Below are 17,678 nucleotides of genomic sequence, written 5' to 3' on the forward strand. Positions count from 1 at the left end.
TTAGTTAGATTTGGACTAAATTTAAAAGTGCGTTTGGGCTCTGTGCTAAACCTGTCGTCAGAGGCAAACGCGCTTTGGGTTTTATTACCTAATAGCTAGGCTACTGTCCAAGGAGAAAATGTGTCTTCTTCCCAAATTGCTAAAGGCGCTATCATACTTTTGCTGGCTGTGATGTTGAGTGCTATTTTATATTTTGAAAACAGTATTCAAGATGATCTGAACGAAAGTTTTTATCAGCGCTTAGAGCAGGTGCATTCGGCGCAAAACAACATTTATCTAGGAGAAATTGACGCAAGCCGCCGGTTTCTTTATTTTTTACTCGATACTCCGCCAATCCAAGGTATTGCCAGAGCGCAAAAAAATAATGGGATAGACCCACAAGAGAACACTGAGCTTGATGTATGGCGTGCGCGACTAAGCACCATATTTAGGTCGATGTTGTATTCTTATGATGGTCTTAATCAGATCCGCCTACTTGATGCAAAGACAGGGTTAGAGCTTGTTAGAGCAGAGCGCCAGCTTGGAAAAGTTATTTCGGTATCTGACAGTAAATTGCAAAACAAGAGCCAGCATGACTATTTCACACACTCCTTACAACTGCCGGAACGTACTATCTATTCAACGCCTATCAATCTAAATAGAGAGCATGGTCGAATTGTTACTCCCATCCAACCAACAAAACGTTTTACTCTGCCAACTTACGATATTGATAATGAGTTATTTGGCATTTTAATTATTAATGTCAATGCTGAAAAAATGATAGAAAAACTGAGCGCACAAGTACCTAGTATGCAAAAGGTTATATTACTTGGTGAGGATGATTCATTTATCTACCACCCAGAGTTTGCGCTTCGCTACAGTAAGGATCTTAACCCGGAGCTGAATTTTCAAAAATTATATAATGTTCAGCCATGGTCAAATCAGCTGCAACTGGTAGAAGACAAAAAAACGGCTGAAAGCTTTCTCGCCTTAATTAATGATGTGGAAGGAGCAAACTTCCATAACTTAAAAGTGCAATTAGTGAACCTCATCCCCTTTACTATTTACCAACAAAACTTAAATGAAAAGCGCTTGACTACATACACGTTATTGGCTGTTGCATGTAGTGTATTTGCATTAATCTTCTTTGCTTTTTGGCAATACACCCAAAGTTTACGCACATTGGATTCCACTCGAGCTGAATTTAAGGCTATTTTAGACGGAGCGTCAGATGGGGTACTTGGGTTTGATATGGGTTTAAAGCTTACCAGCTTCAATGAATCTGCTAAACACTTTTTCAGGCAACTCAACAAAAGTAAGGTAGGCCATGATTCTCGGTTTTTACCCGAGCCTGTGCATCAGTTTGTTGAACGTAATGCAAGTAAAGTGCTGTTAGGCGAAGAGGTGGGAGCAACATCGCTGGAGTTAAATCAAAGCGCGCAAGAAAACAAGTGGCTGTCACTGAGTTTGTCGCCGATCTATGGCGGCAAACAAGGGATACAGGGGGTGGCCTTATTTGTGGAAGATATTACTGATAAGAAAGAAGCTGAAGCGCAGTTGCTAGGAGCAAATGAACGACTTGAACAAGAAGTGAAGGAGCGTACCAAAGAGTTGGTAGATGCGCGTGACAAAGCGGCCAAAGCGTCTGAGGTGAAAAGTGCGTTTATTTCGACAATTAGCCATGAAATGAGAACGCCACTTAACGGCATATTGGGCTCACTCAATTTGGTAAGAAAAGAGCCGGTAACAAAACACCAACGCAAGTATTTAGAAATGATGGAGACCAGTTCAACTACTTTACTATCGCTTATCAACGATGTACTGGACCTCTCCAAAATTGAAGCTGGCAAGCTAGATATTGATAACGAGCCTTTCAATCCACTTTCAATCATTGAGCATGTTGCTTTATCTATGTCGGCAAAAGCAAAAGAGCAAGGTCTTACTTATGTTTTAGATCAGAGCGGCCTTGAACATATTGAATTATGTGGTGATGCTGCACGTGTTAAGCAAGTGGTGTATAACCTGCTCAGTAACGCCATTAAGTTTACGAAAAAAGGACATGTAAAGCTCACGGTGAGTTCAGAGCAGTTAGATGATACGGTTTGGCTCAAAGTGATGGTTGAAGATACAGGTGTTGGTATCGAGAAATCAAATCATAACAAGCTATTTCAATCGTTTAGTCAAGAGTCTAGCAATACCTCAAATGAGTTCGGTGGCACTGGTCTGGGGCTGTCTATCTGTAAACAGCTTATAGAAAAAATGCTAGGTCACATTCGCTTTGAAAGTGAAAAATTTAAAGGGAGTAAATTTTGGTTTGAATTGCCGTTTTCTAGTGTTCAAACCAAGCCCATTAATGTACCTAAGGTTCTAACGGGCAAAAAAGTATCGGTATCATGCAGCAGTGATTTGGAAAGAGATTATATCGCAAAACTCATAGGTAAACTGGGTGGAGAGTATATTGAGGATCAATTAAATAGCCAACTGTGTATCGTGACCGATGAAACAGCCTTTGCGCAATTGCCCAAAGCGAAAAGCGAGTTCGAGAAATTAATTCTAGTGGGTGATGAGCTGCAACACATCAATGATAGCGATAATCTTTTGCACCTTTCAGATCCTATTCGACTTGGCGAGATTGTCTCACTATTCGATTTAACCAAAGCAATTAGGTTACAGCCCAGCCTAAAATCATCGGGCGAAGTGACGGCACTTACTGGTAACTTGGTTGCTGGGTGCCATTTCTTGGTGGTTGACGATAACCAAATTAATCGCATCGTGGCCAAGGGGATTTTAGAGGGGCAAGGTGCCAAGGTGAGTTTTGCTGTCGATGGTCAAGATGCGGTAAATAAACTACTGTTATTTGAGCATCAGGAAGTCGACTTTGATGCCATCTTTATGGATTGTAATATGCCTGGGATGGATGGTTATCAAGCAACGAGAGCGATTAGACAAGGTCAAGGTGGAGATAGATACAAAGACAGCCCAATTATTGCCATGACAGCAAGTGCATTATCGGGGGAAAGGGAGCGTTGTTTAAGTGCAGGCATGGATGAATTTGTTACAAAACCTGTGGTGGTAGAGCAGCTCTTTGAGGTGTTAGAGACCTTAAATATTCATGCAAAAGAAGATGACTCGATATTAATACACCCTTTTGAGACAAGTGATACGGTGCCAGAAACTGTGCCGATAAGAGAAGGTGATTTACTTGAGCGTTTATCAGGTGATCACGGACTGCTTAGCAAGGTATATAGCTTATTTTTAGACGACTCTAATAACCAGATGCAGCAGCTGACCATGAGTATAAAAAACAGCAACTGCGAAGCATCTGCAAGGTACAGTCATGCACTTAAAGGGCAAGCAGGAGATTTGTCCGCCGAATCCTTATTCAATGTCTTAGATAAGATTGAATCACACGCCCAATCGCACCAGCCGGGGCAATGTAAAGCACTCCTTGAGGAAGTGCAAGGTGAATACGAAAAAGTCGTTATGTTTGCCAAAACTCGCATTATTGAGCTAGAGCATAGTAGTGTTCAACATGGCTAATAGCAGATACTAGGAGACGAGTGAGAGCTAACGGCGAGTAACCCGCCACTTTATCTCTGGCCTCTGTATAAAATACCTGAACTCACAAGCGTAAAATCACGCCAGCCAGAAGTTATTTAGGCCAATCGTAGTCCATTTGTGTCGCTGTTTTTCTGGCTATAGATTGTCCAAAGCGTTTTTTTACTAGCTCTAAGCTCATATCAATACCAGCGGAAATACCGGCTGAGCTAGTAAAATTTTGATCCATAATAAATCTAACATCCTCGATAACGTCTAATGTTGGGTATTGCTCTCTCAAGTCATCAATATCTTGCCAGTGTGTAGTGACCCGCTTACCATCGATCAGTCCGGCTTCTGCATATAAGAATACGCCAGTACACACAGAGGCACACTGAGAGGTATGATTGGCAGTTTCTGCAAGCCAGTTTAGGACGTTATGATCGCTGCAAATTGTGTGATGTAACCCACCAACAACGATTAATAGATCAAACTTTGGGTGCGAGTAAATGCTGTAATGGGGGTTTACACTCATGCCGCCGCGAGAGGTAACTGGTACGTGACTAGGTGCCACAAGGCTGACATTGATCGGTGTATCGATAAATCGCTTCGCTGTATTGAATACTTCAAACGGGCCGCAAAAGTCTAAACACTCTGCACCATCGTATATGAAAATACCTACTTCCATTACTTATTCTCACAGATCAGTTTTTTACTAACTTGGCTGATTTTGGTTAATTTTTCAAGGTAAATTGTAACAACCCATGAAAAAAAACTATTTTTTTACATAAAATATGGCACCAGCCCTGATGAACCCTGTATTTGCCACTCTATCGCAGAGAATCTCGCATTTCCCGCAAAGCGATTGCACTTTTATCTGCTATCCGTAATATCTTATGCACGATAACAACAAGCGATGAAACAATATATGTTCAAACCTTCAATCACATTATTAAGTGCCTCAATCTGTTTAGCCTTAGCTGGTTGTGCAGGCACTGCAAACAAGACACAAGAGCCAGCAAAGCTAGTTCAAGATAAACAATATGACAATGTGCTTCTGCAGGAGTTCTCAGGGCCTTATCAAGGCGTTCCTCAGTTCAATAAAATGAAGTTGAGTGACTTAGAGGCCGCACTAGAAATCGGTATGGCTGATAACCTAAAAGAAATTGAAGCAATAGCTAATAACCCTGCTAAGCCGACTTTTGAGAATACAATTGTGGCACTAGAGCGCACTGGTGACGCCTTGGATCGTGTTTTTACCTACTATGGTTTATGGAGCTCTAATATATCGAGCCCAGAGTTTAGAGAGATCCAGTCACGAGTGGTTCCTAAGTTTTCTGAGTTCAGCTCTAAAATCACGCAAAATCAAAAGCTTTTTGAGCGTGTTAAAGCGGTATACGAGAGTGCAGAATACAAAAAGCTAACGGCTGAAGAGCAACGTATTACTTGGATGCGCTACAATGGCTTTGCGCGTAACGGCGCAACGTTAAAAGGTGACGAAGCTAAGCGTTATGCAGACATTAACCTTGAGCTATCGAAACTACACACTAAATTTGCAAATAACGTATTGGCCGACGAAGAAAACTATGTCGTGTATCTTACCAAGGCGCAACTATCAGGGTTGCCTGAATCGTTTGTGGCCTCTGCTGCTGCCGCTGCGAAAGCGCGTGGAAAGGCGGATATGTACGCTATCACGAATTCTCGTTCTTCGATGGATCCGTTTTTAACTTACTCAACAGAGCGTGAGCTGCGTGAAAAAGTATGGAATAACTACTATAACCGTGGCAACAATGGCGATGAGTTTGATAATAAAGCCATTATCTCTGAAATTCTAAAGCTAAGACACGAGCGTGTTAACTTACTAGGTTATGAAAACTATGCTCAGTGGCGTCTTGAAGACCGCATGGCTAAGAAACCGGAAAACGCTATGGCGTTGATGAAGAAAGTCTGGCCAGCTGCTATTGCTCGAGTGAAAGAAGAAGTTGCCGATATGCAAGCAATTGCAGACAAAGAAGGCGCTGACATCACCATTAAACCTTGGGACTATCGTTTTTACGCTGAAAAAGTACGTCAAGCCAAGTATCAGTTAGACTCAAATGAAGTCAAAGCGTATCTCCAGTTGGACAACTTGCGTGAAGCCATGTTCTATGTCGCAGGTCGCCTGTTCAACTTTGAGTTTACTGAAATTAAAGATGGTTCTGTGCCTGTATTCCACCCTGATGTGCGAGTGTGGGAAGTTACTGATAAAACATCGGGCGAAAATATTGGTCTGTGGTATTTAGACCCATTTGCGCGTAAAGGTAAACGTTCAGGTGCATGGGCGTTATCGTACCGTAGTCACACAACATTTGATGGTAAAACCAATGTGTTGAGTTCTAACAACTCAAACTTTGTAAAAGCACCTGATGGTGAAGTAACGTTAATCTCTTGGTCAGACGCTGAAACTTACTTCCATGAGTTCGGCCATGCACTTCACGCACTATCATCAAATGTTAAGTATCCAAGCTCTAACTCTGGTGTTCGTGACTATACAGAGTTTCAGTCACAATTATTGGAGCGCTGGCTTGCGACTGATGAAGTTATCAACCGTTACTTAGTACATTATAAAACTGGCAAGCCTATGCCTAAAGCGCTCATCGAGAAAATCAAAAAGTCAGCAACCTTTAATCAAGGTTTTGCAACGACTGAGTACTTAGGCTCGGCGATCATGGATATGCTGTTCCACACTACAGATCCAGATAAGATTGGTGATCCGGTTGCATTTGAAAAGTCTCAATTAGATGCGCTTGGTATGCCTGATGAGGTGGTTATGCGTCACCGCACCACTCATTTTGGTCACGTTTTCTCTGGAGAGGGCTACTCTGCGGGCTATTATGGTTACCTATGGGCTGAAGTATTGACGTCTGATGCGGCTGAAGCCTTTGCTGAATCTCCAGGTGGCTTTTACGATAAAGACGTTGCACAGCGCCTAGTGGACTACCTATTCTCGGTTCGTAACTCAATGGATCCAGCAGAAGCCTATCGCAAGTTTAGAGGTCGCGATGCTAACGTTGAAGCATTGATGCGTGATAGAGGCTTTCCTGTAGAGAAGTAATGTCACATTGATATCATTGAAAAAGCCCCTTAGTTAAACGCCTAGGGGCTTTTTGTTGTGTGCGTTATCCATAAGGCCTTCTTGCCTGAAAAATTTAAGTTATACCAAATGTATTAAGTAAATGAGCTATTTCATCCTTCAAATTGATGGAGAATTAATTCAAATGGTATTAATTAGTATGATGCTTAGCGTTTGATTGTTCACTGAACAAGGATTTTAGTCCGTCTGCAAACTGTTTTAATTGCGCTTTCATTGACCGTTTGACACTGACTTCAAGGCTACCCAGAATAGTTCTGCCCTTAATATAGATGCGAGGTCGCTGTTTTATTTGGCTATTCGTGGCTAAGGTATTACGTGTATTTTCTACCGACCCCATAATATTGTTAATGTCGGTGATCACATCGACTGAGTCGGGAATATAGATTTCACCACTGCCTAATATACAGTCCAAATGTATATGCACTTCAGAGTGGCTGAAAATCGCGTTAGTAAAGTCTAACTCTATGCTGCCAACATAATTCTTTAAGTGAATTTCTTTGGGGACAACCCATTCGCCACTGCGGTAGTTAGAGCCTAGCATGGACGTAATCTGGATTTTTTCAGCGTCATCGGCCGATGCGGTAAATTTGGGTCCTAATCGAGCGGCTTTTTCACTGTGATATCTAGGATCTGACTTGAGTGGTAAATCTGCGCTCAAAGCTGCAATATGTTCTTGATCTGTTAGATTGTAGGCTTCATCTAATCTTCTTTCGAATGCGTCAGCTGATAATTCACCATGGCTATAATTGAGTATTAGCTGATCAATGACTTCTTCCCTAACCGATTCGAGCGGTCTATCTTGTAGTGGTACTGGCATAACTGAGGCTCCATTCTGTTGAGGTACTAACTAACCTGAACTAGGCATAGCAACTTGTTGATGAGCAGCTGTTACCCCTTGCTACTGCGTTAAATTTGCTTTTTATTAAGAAGTAACTTCTTATCCCGAGCTCAGATTAACTAAGATAGCAATAATTAAGCCATTAATAATTAATATAAAAAACAATAAGTTAGATTTTTTAAAACGACACTTAGTTTAAAGCATCGCGAAAAAGTAGTGACAACCCTCACAAGTTGGTCAAAATAGCGAACTATTTCTTCATATAAAGAACATACAACCGTAAACAAGTTGAAATCAAAGCTATATTTGCTAAGGTAATAAATGTCCGCTCAATAATCAAACAAGGAGATTTATCGTGGCGAAAAAAGACGATGTGAAAAAGCTTAAAAAAGAAGTAAAAGCGCGCAAAGCAAAGATCGAAAAGCACGAAGCAAAGATTAAAAAGCTGAAAAAGGCAATTAAAAAAGCGTAGTACTGCAGAGTATGAGCTTTAATTTTGAAGGGAGCGATATTCTATGCTCCCTCAGTTATTCCTACTACTAAGATGTAACGCTGATCAGGTTTGCAGCTCAAAAATTATAGCTACGTTAATCACGTATAGCTTAGCCCTCCATACGTTAATTGCGTATACTTTTAGTACGAAAAGTGTATTTGTCGAATCAACCATATTTGATTAAGCCCTAGCAATCAAACCTGTGTTATTCAACTAAGATAAGTGACTGAACAGTAACCAAGTACCAACGCTGATGAGTACCACGCCGCCAAATGTTTCAGCCCTGCTACCAAGTAGTTTTCCTGTTGAATGGCCAATCATGATCCCTAGGGTAACCATGGTGGTTGTTGCAAGCCCTATAAGTGCTGCGGCTAGCCAAATATTCACCTTAACAAATGCGAGGCTGACACCAACAGCCATGGCATCTATACTTGTGCCGAACGCGGTGATGATGGTTTTGAACAGCGGTTGTTTGGCTTGTGACTCTGTTGTAGCTTCTTTATTGCTGAGGCTATCATAAATCATATGAGTACCAAGTCCTAGAAGCAAAAAGAAGGCTATCCAATGATCCCAAGCGGCAACGTAATCAGCTGCTGACTGTCCAATGAACCAGCCAATGATAGGGGTGGTTGCTTCGATAATACCAAAAATAAGGCCTATCTTAATCGCTTCGGTTATGCGCGGAGATCTTAGGCTGGCGCCTTTACCTATCGCAGCTGCAAAGGCATCGGTAGACATAGCAAGCGCTAGCAATAGCAGGGTGACGAAATTCATTTACACAGCTCCGGTCGGGCGGTTTGAGTCCAAGATATAGCCAGAGACCCGACCACAGATATGGATATATCGTTGGTCTCGCCAACCTAAGTGGTGTTCGCACCATGGTATGTGGCCAGTTATGCTGACACGAACGCTTCCAAGTTCTGGAAGCCGGCTACTCTCCAACAGATTGCAATTATATCAAGAATCGAAGTGATAAAGCACTATCTTTTGCTTGTTCAGTTATGCTTATTATTAAAGTGTATTTCTGTCGTAAACAGTTGTTCTGTTGTGCCTCCTAAAGCTAGCACCTCACCTTGAGGGCTTACTAAAATGCTCTTGCCGATAAACTGTATGCCTGTTTCCGTATCGTGATCCATGCCCAAGCGGTTGGCTGAAATAATATACACTTGGTATTTTTGAGCTTGTTTAATGATGGTTTCCAAACTGTCTTCACCGCAATAGTTTGATGGATTCACAATAAGCTGAACGCCTTGTTTTGCTAGTTGGCATATTCCTTCTTCAAACCAAATGTCGTAACACATCAAAACACCCACTTTTACTCCCTTTATTTCATGCACTTTAAATTCATTACCAGCGGCAAAAAAACGTTTATCGGGAGGTGCGAGAAAGACCTTGCGATGTACTCCGAGGTAGCCCTCAGGGCCAACAATGAGTGCACTGTTAAAGTGACTGTCCTGTGCTTTTTCACGCTTTACTTTTTCAATAATGCCCGCGATGATGACTCCTTGCTTTTGGTTGGCGATTGGTTGCAGCAACTCAAGCGTACGACTATGTGTTAGCGCTTCGGCCATTTCATCTACGTGAGCATGAGAAAGGAAAATGCTGCCAGAGGTACACAGTTCAGGCAGCAGGATTAGGTCAAAGTCACTGGTAGATAGCGCGTTTACTATTGAGCTAAGGTTGTAGTTTGGTTTGCCATACTTGACATCAAACTGATAAAAGCCGATTTTCATACATCTACCTGCACTCGTTTTTGTTAGTGTGGGTTGGCCAATTAAACTGTCTAAATGTTAGATTGAATCGGGCGCTCAGCGTTTCAGGCGCGCGCGGTACGGCATGTTGGTATAACGCCTGAAAGCCTTTCCCCATAATAAGCAGCGAGCCACTCTCTAGGGTTAATGTGAGTTGCTCTTCATGATTTTGCTCCCGACGGATTTGAAATGTGCGTTCAGCACCAATGCTCAGTGACGCAATCACATCGGTTGGTCCAAAAGCGGGTAAGTCACTATGAAAGTCCATGTACTCTTCGCCATTTGGGTAGTAAATACAAACACATACATCAAACTCGATACCGCTTTTTTGCTGTAGTTGCTGTTGAATTGACTCAATAACTGGTGGCCAAGCTTGTCGTCTACCATGGCATTGTGGAAAGATATCTGGATCTATCAATCGAGGTTCAACAAACATCATTTTCCAAGGTAAAATCTCAACCTGTTCACCATTGGCAAGTGTTATCGCTTCTGGCTTATCGAGGTCACAGTGACGGTTGAGCCAGTCGAACAAGGTTTGCTCATCTTTATCAGAGAGAAAAGCCTGAATGTACTGTGCTTCACACTGTAATGGCAGTTTCATTACGGGTTCCTTGAATTCACAGCGACTTATTTGCCGCCTCAACAGTTAAAAATCTAAAAAGTAGTGCTCTAAAGTAATACGCTAAAACAAGTGCCTGTTTCGGTGTCTGAGATCACGTTTATTCTTCCCTTATGACGATGGACGATCTGTTGACTAAGCGCAAGTCCAATTCCTGAGCCGCAGGGTTTTGTGGTAAAAAACGGCACGAAAATTTTATCAACAGCACTGGGCTCTATTCCTTCACCATTGTCTGTGACTTTAATCTCACACTTGCCATAGCGATTAATGCCCGCAGTTACCTGAACACGTTTATCTTGTTTGTCGGCTGTTGTATTGAGTGCATCTCTGGCGTTGCTAAGGAGGTTCAGTAGTACCTGCTCTATCATCTTCTTATCGACATTGATGCGCAGTGTCGAAGGGGAAACCTCAAAGGATAAGAAGATTTTTGCTTCATTAAAGTCGTTTTGAACAAGTGGGGCAATATCATCAAATAGCGTTTGTACCGTAATAGGCTTTAGATCGAGTTCTGGTATATGGGTGAGCTTTCTATAGTTATCGATGAAGCCGAGTAACGATTGGCTGCGTATGCCAATCGCTTGTAAGCTTTGAAGATAGTCCTCAACGAGATCTTTGTCTGTTACAGCTGCTGCTAAATGATTGTTCGTCATGTTCACTAGCGTATTAGAAAGTGAATAGATTGGCGCAACTGAGTTGCCAATCTCATGAATTAGTACTCGGATAAGCTTTTGCCAAGATTCAATTTGGGTACTTTCAAGCTGTTCCGAGATAGCGGTAAATAGCCAAAACTCATATTGGTTATTGTGATTAGAAAATGTGAAATACTTAAATAGCAGATCGTTGGCAATGTGACTGCCCACTTTAGCTTGTTCAAGCTCTGGGTGTGCTGTTAACAGTGAGTTTCCTGTTTCTGCATTGCGAATGTCCAGTAGCTGCTTCGCACTGTTATTACAGAGCAAAATAGTGTGGTTATTTTTGATAAGGACGAGGCCTGCCTCAATATGTTGCAGCATGGTTTCGTAGGTGGTGATCTGCTCATTTTGCTTGGCTTTATCTTCCTGTGCTTTTTGCATCAACTCGTTGCAAGCGGTGAGTGCCTGCTTGCTAATAGGATGCTTATTATTAATCCGAAAACTACCATCTTGGTACTTGAGCGCTGTAAATACCTCTTCGAACTGTTGTTTTTGGTTTTTTAATGTGGAAATTGATAAAACAGTGAACCCTGCGGCAATACCAACGGCGATGGCACTAAAAAGGTAGGCGTAGCTATGAAGAAAGCCCAACACCCCAAGTGTTGCGAATAAAATGGCACCAAGCTGAAAAACAATCATTCGAGCAAGCGGATTACTCCACATCATACTTCTCCATTTTACGATAAAGTGATGCGCGTGTTATGCCAAGTGCTTTGGCAGCGTGACTGATATTTCCCTTGAAGTCTTTGATCGCGCGTTCGATGGTTTGTCGCTCAATTTCTGCCAGATTGTAGCACTCTGGTGTCGTGCTATTAGATGCATGCGTTTTTGATACAGTAAGCTGAAATTCTAGGTGTGCCGAGTCTGATAAAATAACGGCACGCTCAACTAAGTGCTGCAATTCACGGATGTTACCCGGCCATTGGTACTGCACTAGCTCTGTCATCATTTTATCGGTGACTGTCCTGCGCGTTAATTTGTACTTTTTACTATATAAGTCAGCGTAAAACTCGATAAGAAGCGGAATGTCTTGAGGCCTATCTCTTAGTGCTGGGAGCGTCAGCTCAACCGTATTAATGCGGTATAATAAATCTTGGCGAAAGCTACCTTCACGCACCATGTCGTATAGGTTCATATTGGTTGCCGTGATCAATCTCAGATCGACTTCAATTTGCTTGCTGCCACCGACTGGCGTCACGACTCTATTTTGGATGGCGGTAAGTAGTTTACCCTGTAATTCTAAAGGAATATTCGCGATTTCATCCAAAAATAACGTGCCTGAGTCTGCTAATTCAAAACGCCCTGGCTTGCTGCTTTTTGCATCGGTAAAGGCGCCTTTCACATGACCAAATAGCTCACTTTCAAACAACGAGCTGGCAATTGTCCCCATGTCAACAGACATAAAGTTATGCTCTTTTCGCAATGATTGTTTATGTAGCTCTCTGGCGACGACTTCTTTGCCGGTGCCACTTTCACCTAAGATCAGCACATTGGCATCGGTTTTTGCTGCTTTCTCTATGGTTTGAAAAACTTGCTCCATGGCTGGGCTTGACGCTATTAAGTGCTCAAATGGCTTATTTTGTGCGGCCATTGAAAGTTGTGCGATTTGTGTCAGTTTTTTGGACTTATGGCGTTGCTCGCTCAGCTCAATACAGTTTGCGACTGTTGCCAGTAATTTCTCATTTTGCCAAGGCTTAAGCACGAAATCATTAGCACCAAGTTTTATTGCGTCCACCGCCATTGTTAGGTCACCGTAGGCGGTAAAAAGTACTACCACAGCATCCTCATCTATTGCTTTTATCTGTTTCAGCCAATAAAAGCCTTCAGCACCAGAGGTAGACTCCCGAGTAAAGTTCATATCCAGCAATACCAGCGAAAAATTCTGTTCAGACATTGCTTGTTTAATGTCGTGCGGATTATCTAATGTCACCACTTTTTTATAATATTGTTTGAGCAGCATTCTTGTGGCAACAAGTATTTCGGTATTGTCGTCTACGACTAAAATTGCTTTATCGCGGATCGCCATGGGATCTCCTTACCTTGCAAAACTGTACGATATCGTACACTAGGTGTTTAATTTTTTTACACTCTTTTGTTCCCTTATTTTATTGTATAAACTTATCTTTATGATTTTTATATATTTTTCAGTTTGGCATGTAACTTGAGTTATTTAGCTCACCTAAACTCGAGTGAGTGACAAAATGGATAGAAAAATAACTCCTAACAAAAAGTTCCAGCTTTGGTGGTTGGCTTTACCTGCGATAGTGGTCGCATACTTTGCATTCGGAAGCAGCGCAACAAGTAGTGGCGGCCGTTTTAATGTTGACATAGACAGGGTCAAGATTAGTACCGTAACAGAAGGTGAGTTTCATGATCTTATTCCCCTAAGAGGAAATATCACACCGAGTAAATCCGTGTACTTAGATGCCATTGAAGGCGGACGAGTAGAAGCGCGTTTTGTGGAAGAGGGAGCCATGGTGAAAAAGGGTGACAAACTGCTCGCACTAAGTAACACAAGCTTGCAGCTTGATGTGATTTCTCGTGAGGCACAGATCTCAGAGCAGCTGAATAATTTGCATAATACGCGCTTAGCCATTGACCAAAACCGCTTAAATTTAAAGCGCAATCTATTGGAGTTGGACTTTCAGGTAAGTCAAAGTGAGCGAAAACTAGCGCAGTTTAAGCGGCTCGGTAGTGGCAACCTAGTCTCAAAAGACGAATTACAAGCAGCCGAAGACGAAACTGAGTATTTGAAAAACCGTCGTAAGCTTATTATTGAGCAACAACAGCAAGATGAAAAGATCCGTACAGCACAGATTGCGCAACTAGAAGACAGTGTTGAGCAGTTGAACAAAAATTTAGCGTTTGCACGCAAGAACCTAGAAAACCTGATAATCAAAGCGCCGATGGATGGCCAGTTGACTGCGCTAAACGCAGAGTTAGGCGCATCAAAAGCAAGAGGATCGCGTTTAGGTCAGGTTGATATAGTCTCTCAGTATAAAGTATCGGCACAAATCGATGAGTTTTACCTTGGTCGTGTATATGCAGGACAAACGGCAAGGTTAACGCTACAAGGTCAACAATATGAGCTAACACTAGCAAAGGTCTATGCCGAGGTGTCAAATGGTCGGTTCGAGGTAGATTTAAACTTTAATGGTGCGTTACCAAGCAGTGTCCGTCGAGGGCAAAGTTTGCAGCTTGATTTATTACTGGCGGACGCCAAACCGGCAACGCTGCTACCAAGCGGTGGGTTTTATCAAGATACCGGAGGTAAGTGGGTGTTTGTATTGGAGCAAGGGAGCCAAGTCGCGGTGAAAAAGCCGGTGACGTTTGGTGAGCGGAATAACAAATTTATTGAAGTACTGGATGGGCTGTCAGTTGGTGATCGAGTGATCACTTCAAGTTATAGCAGTTTTAAGGATATGCAGTCAGTAAGTTTGACTCGCTAATTATTATCCAATCCTCAAGTGAACAAAATTCAAAAGGCACAAGAATATGATACAGCTAACAAAAATAAATAAGGTTTTTCGTACTGACTTGGTTGAAACTTACGCCCTAGAGGAAGTCTCGCTGATTGTTGAGCGTGGTGAGTTTGTCGCCATCATGGGACAGTCGGGTTCAGGTAAGTCTACCTTGCTTAATATTATCGGCATGCTAGATCAGCTTGATGGTGGTGAGTATGTTTTTGATGGTAATGACATCAGTCAGTTAAGTGAAGGCCAACTGGCGGATATTCGTAAAGACAATATAGGTTTTATTTTCCAAAGCTTTAACTTGATTGATGAACTGACGGTATACGAAAACGTTGAGTTACCTTTGGTATACCAAGGTATTGCAAAAAAGGAACGCGAGCAGCGTGTGACTGCCGTATTGGAAAAGGTCAATATTGCTCATCGCAAAGATCATTATCCGCAACAGCTATCAGGTGGTCAGCAGCAGCGGGTTGCAGTTGGAAGAGCCATTGTTGCAAAACCAAAAATGATTTTAGCGGATGAACCAACTGGTAACCTAGATTCAAAAAATGGTGAAGAAGTCATGGGGCTGCTTGCACAGCTGAACCAAGAAGGCGTAACTATTGTGATGGTGACGCACTCGGAGCACCACGCAAATTATGCTCACCGGACCATTCATGTTTTGGATGGACATATTGTTTCTAATCAGATGCAGGAAGTGCGTTATGCTTAAAAATTATCTATTGATTGCGTATCGCAGCTTGCTGCAACAAAAGCTTTATTCGACTATTAATATTTTGGGCCTGGCGATTGGCTTGGCCATTTGTATCAGCATGGCCATTTTTGTTGAATCAGAGCTTGGCTACGATCAGTTTATTAAGGACCATGAGCAAGTTTATCGCTCATCGGTAAAGTGGATGCCACCCAGTGCCCCTGAAATTTATTACGCACAAGGGCAGGTGTTTAATGCAGAAAACTACAAAACACATTTTGAAGAAGTAGTAGATGCCACTCGATTTAGACAAGTGAGTGTTGCGCTTGGTGAAGGCAATGAGAGTTTTCTTCACGAGGGAGTGTTGCTTGCTGATGCAAACTTTATCGATTTCTTTTCTTTAGAAGTACTGCACGGTAATAGCCAAACCGCGCTCAATACACCTAATTCCGTGGTATTAACAGAAGCTGCTGCACAACTATACTTTGGCCGCACCTCCGTTGTTGGCGAATCTTTACTTGGTGATGGCAAACTACCGTTAAAGGTCACGGCGGTGATCAAAGATTTACCACAGCGCACCCACTTAAATGTATTTGCACTGATTAGTATGGAAACGGCAACAACTTATTACGGTGATACCCGTTGGCAGCGTGATCCAAGCTTTAATTATTTCACGTACGTAAGGCTTGCTGATGGAGTAACAGGGCAGGATGTTGAAGCGAAAATTCCAAGCTATTTAGAAAACCGCTACGGGCAGGGAGCAAGTGACACTCTTGGCTTTATATTGATGCCTGTCACCGATATTTATCTTCACTCTCACATGTATGGTGAGATGAAAGAAAACGGTGATATTAATACGGTGTACTCGTTTAGTGTGATATCGGCACTTATTCTCTTTATTGCTTGTGTTAACTTTATGAACTTGTCGACAGCGACGGCCACAAAAAGAGCAAAAGAGGTCGGGGTGCGTAAAACGCTGGGTGCCAAACAACAGCATTTAGTTGTTCAGTTTGTGGTTGAAGCGATGATGCTAAGCTACATTGCCTTGATCATTGCTGTGGCACTGGTTGAGGCTTGTTTACCTATGTTCGCCAGTTTTATAGGTAAACCGCTTAGTTTTGCTTTTTATTCAGAGCCTGTCATCTTGGTCACTCTACTGCTACTTGGCGTAGTCGTTGGGTTAGTTTCAGGTGCATATCCCGCTTTTTATCTGAGCCGTTTTAAGCCTGCTAAAGTGCTTAAAGGGGAGATCACACAGGGCAAATCTGGTGCGTTATTACGCAAAGGGCTGGTGGTATTCCAATTCAGCGTTGCTGTGGTGCTTATCATTGCCACCGCGGTATCGAACCAACAATTAAAATACGCTCGAGCCATAGAGTTGGGGTACGACAAAGATAATACTTTTGTGCTGAGCCGCCTATACACGGACATCGCAAGCCAACAGCGCAGCGCACTCAAAACGGAGCTGCTTTCACACCCAAATATTGACAGCGTAACGGCAAGTTCTGCCGTACCAACAGAGAGCATAGTCGATGCTTTCGGTATGATTAACCCCAAAACGCAATTGTCGCAAACCATGCCCACCTTGGCGGTCGATGAAGATTACTTTAGTAGCTACAACATCCAGTTACTCAGTGGCCGTGGGTTTAGTCGTGACTTTCCGGCTGATAAGTTTGTTATGCCAAGTGAGGCAATTCCACACCCTCGCTTTTCGGTTGTGATTAACGATAAGGCGGCACAAAGCCTAGGATTTAGTGCTGATGAGGCCATAGGTAAAACGTTCGAAGTGAGGTTAACTCGGCACTCAAGTGCTACAGCGACCATTATTGGCGTAACGCAGAACTATTATTTCTCATCGCTTAGAACCGAAATAAGTCCGACCTATCACCTACTTAGAGAAAGTGAGGGCAATGCAATGGCGATCAAATTCCATGGCGACACGGCCCTTGTTCGCGACTTTATCGAGGCTACTTGGCGTAAGTTGGTGCCAGAGCAACAAATGGAGCTGACATATCTTCAAACTAAGTTTGAACAGATGTATCAACAAGAAGACAAAGCAATCATCGTGTTTAACTTGTTTTCTGTCCTTGCCATTTTCATTGCGTGCTTAGGATTGTTTGGTCTTGCCTCTTTTACGACTAAGCGTCGCACTAAAGAGATTGGCGTGCGTAAAGTGCTAGGAGCTTCGGTAATGGATATTGTCATCCTGATCAACAAGGAGTTCTCAAAGCAAGTGCTGATAGCAAACCTTATTGCTTGGCCATTGGCGTATCTAGTGATGAGAGAATGGTTGAATAATTTTGTTTATCGTATTGAGTTATCTGTTGAACCATTCTTGATTGCCGCGAGCTTGGCTTTTGCAATTGCTTGGCTCACGGTTGGACTGCTTACCATGGTTGCCGCACAAGCGCGCCCTATTAAGTCATTAAGGTACGAGTAATGGTAATGGAGCAGGCCTCACTATGAGGCCTG

At 42.6% G+C, this 17,678-nt stretch carries 12 protein-coding genes; 5 read left to right on the plus strand and 7 right to left on the minus strand.

The annotated features are described in order from the left end of the window. The first annotated feature begins 120 nt into the window (after positions 1 to 120). Positions 121 to 3,519 carry an ATP-binding protein gene (locus CEX98_RS14125; protein WP_099642700.1) on the plus strand — a complete coding sequence of 1,133 codons (3,399 nt, stop codon included), beginning with the start codon at positions 121 to 123 and terminating at the stop codon, positions 3,517 to 3,519. A gap of 112 nt (positions 3,520 to 3,631) precedes the next feature. Here the strand turns inward: CEX98_RS14125 and CEX98_RS14130 are convergent, their stop codons facing one another. Further along, positions 3,632 to 4,204, minus strand: a complete 573-nt coding sequence (locus CEX98_RS14130; protein WP_099642701.1) for a DJ-1/PfpI family protein — start codon at positions 4,202 to 4,204, stop codon at positions 3,632 to 3,634. A gap of 240 nt (positions 4,205 to 4,444) precedes the next feature. On the opposite strand from CEX98_RS14130, the gene CEX98_RS14135 reads away from it, so the two are divergent. Beyond that, positions 4,445 to 6,610, plus strand: a complete 2,166-nt coding sequence (locus CEX98_RS14135; protein ID WP_099642738.1) for a M3 family metallopeptidase — start codon at positions 4,445 to 4,447, stop codon at positions 6,608 to 6,610. A gap of 169 nt (positions 6,611 to 6,779) precedes the next feature. Here the strand turns inward: CEX98_RS14135 and CEX98_RS14140 are convergent, their stop codons facing one another. The 6 genes from CEX98_RS14140 to CEX98_RS14165 form a co-directional block, all read right to left on the minus strand. Continuing rightward, positions 6,780 to 7,466 carry a LiaF domain-containing protein gene (locus CEX98_RS14140; RefSeq protein WP_099642702.1) on the minus strand — a complete coding sequence of 229 codons (687 nt, stop codon included), beginning with the start codon at positions 7,464 to 7,466 and terminating at the stop codon, positions 6,780 to 6,782. Between the two features lie 727 nt (positions 7,467 to 8,193). Next, positions 8,194 to 8,754 carry a manganese efflux pump MntP gene (locus tag CEX98_RS14145; protein WP_099642703.1) on the minus strand — a complete coding sequence of 187 codons (561 nt, stop codon included), beginning with the start codon at positions 8,752 to 8,754 and terminating at the stop codon, positions 8,194 to 8,196. 221 nt (positions 8,755 to 8,975) lie between these two features. Further along, entirely contained in the window at positions 8,976 to 9,713 is a 738-nt protein-coding gene (locus CEX98_RS14150) for a nitrilase-related carbon-nitrogen hydrolase (RefSeq protein ID WP_099642704.1), read from the minus strand. Between the two features lie 4 nt (positions 9,714 to 9,717). Next, positions 9,718 to 10,332: an alpha-ketoglutarate-dependent dioxygenase AlkB gene (locus CEX98_RS14155; protein WP_099642705.1), complete on the minus strand. Its 615-nt coding sequence runs from the start codon at positions 10,330 to 10,332 to the stop codon at positions 9,718 to 9,720. A gap of 68 nt (positions 10,333 to 10,400) precedes the next feature. After that, complete coding sequence (locus tag CEX98_RS14160; protein ID WP_242441706.1) at positions 10,401 to 11,708, minus strand: sensor histidine kinase; 1,308 nt, start codon at positions 11,706 to 11,708, stop codon at positions 10,401 to 10,403. Continuing rightward, on the minus strand, positions 11,695 to 13,068 hold the full coding sequence (locus tag CEX98_RS14165; RefSeq protein WP_099642707.1) for a sigma-54-dependent transcriptional regulator: 1,374 nt from the start codon (positions 13,066 to 13,068) through the stop codon (positions 11,695 to 11,697). Before CEX98_RS14165 ends, CEX98_RS14160 begins: the two co-directional genes overlap by 14 nt. A gap of 175 nt (positions 13,069 to 13,243) precedes the next feature. Between CEX98_RS14165 and CEX98_RS14170 the strand changes: the two genes are divergently transcribed. Genes CEX98_RS14170 through CEX98_RS14180 form a run of 3 tightly spaced genes read left to right on the plus strand, consistent with a single transcriptional unit; the run spans position 13,244 to position 17,646 of the window. Beyond that, positions 13,244 to 14,491 (plus strand): efflux RND transporter periplasmic adaptor subunit, encoded by a 1,248-nt coding sequence (locus CEX98_RS14170; RefSeq protein ID WP_099642708.1) that lies wholly within the window; start codon positions 13,244 to 13,246, stop codon positions 14,489 to 14,491. A gap of 46 nt (positions 14,492 to 14,537) precedes the next feature. Beyond that, positions 14,538 to 15,227, plus strand: a complete 690-nt coding sequence (locus CEX98_RS14175; RefSeq protein WP_099642709.1) for an ABC transporter ATP-binding protein — start codon at positions 14,538 to 14,540, stop codon at positions 15,225 to 15,227. Continuing rightward, complete coding sequence (locus CEX98_RS14180; protein ID WP_099642710.1) at positions 15,220 to 17,646, plus strand: ABC transporter permease; 2,427 nt, start codon at positions 15,220 to 15,222, stop codon at positions 17,644 to 17,646. The genes CEX98_RS14175 and CEX98_RS14180 overlap by 8 nt, the downstream gene beginning before the upstream one ends. The last annotated feature ends 32 nt before the right edge of the window (positions 17,647 to 17,678 follow it).

Source organism: Pseudoalteromonas piscicida (assembly GCF_002744175.1).
Taxonomy (GTDB): domain Bacteria; phylum Pseudomonadota; class Gammaproteobacteria; order Enterobacterales; family Alteromonadaceae; genus Pseudoalteromonas; species Pseudoalteromonas piscicida_B.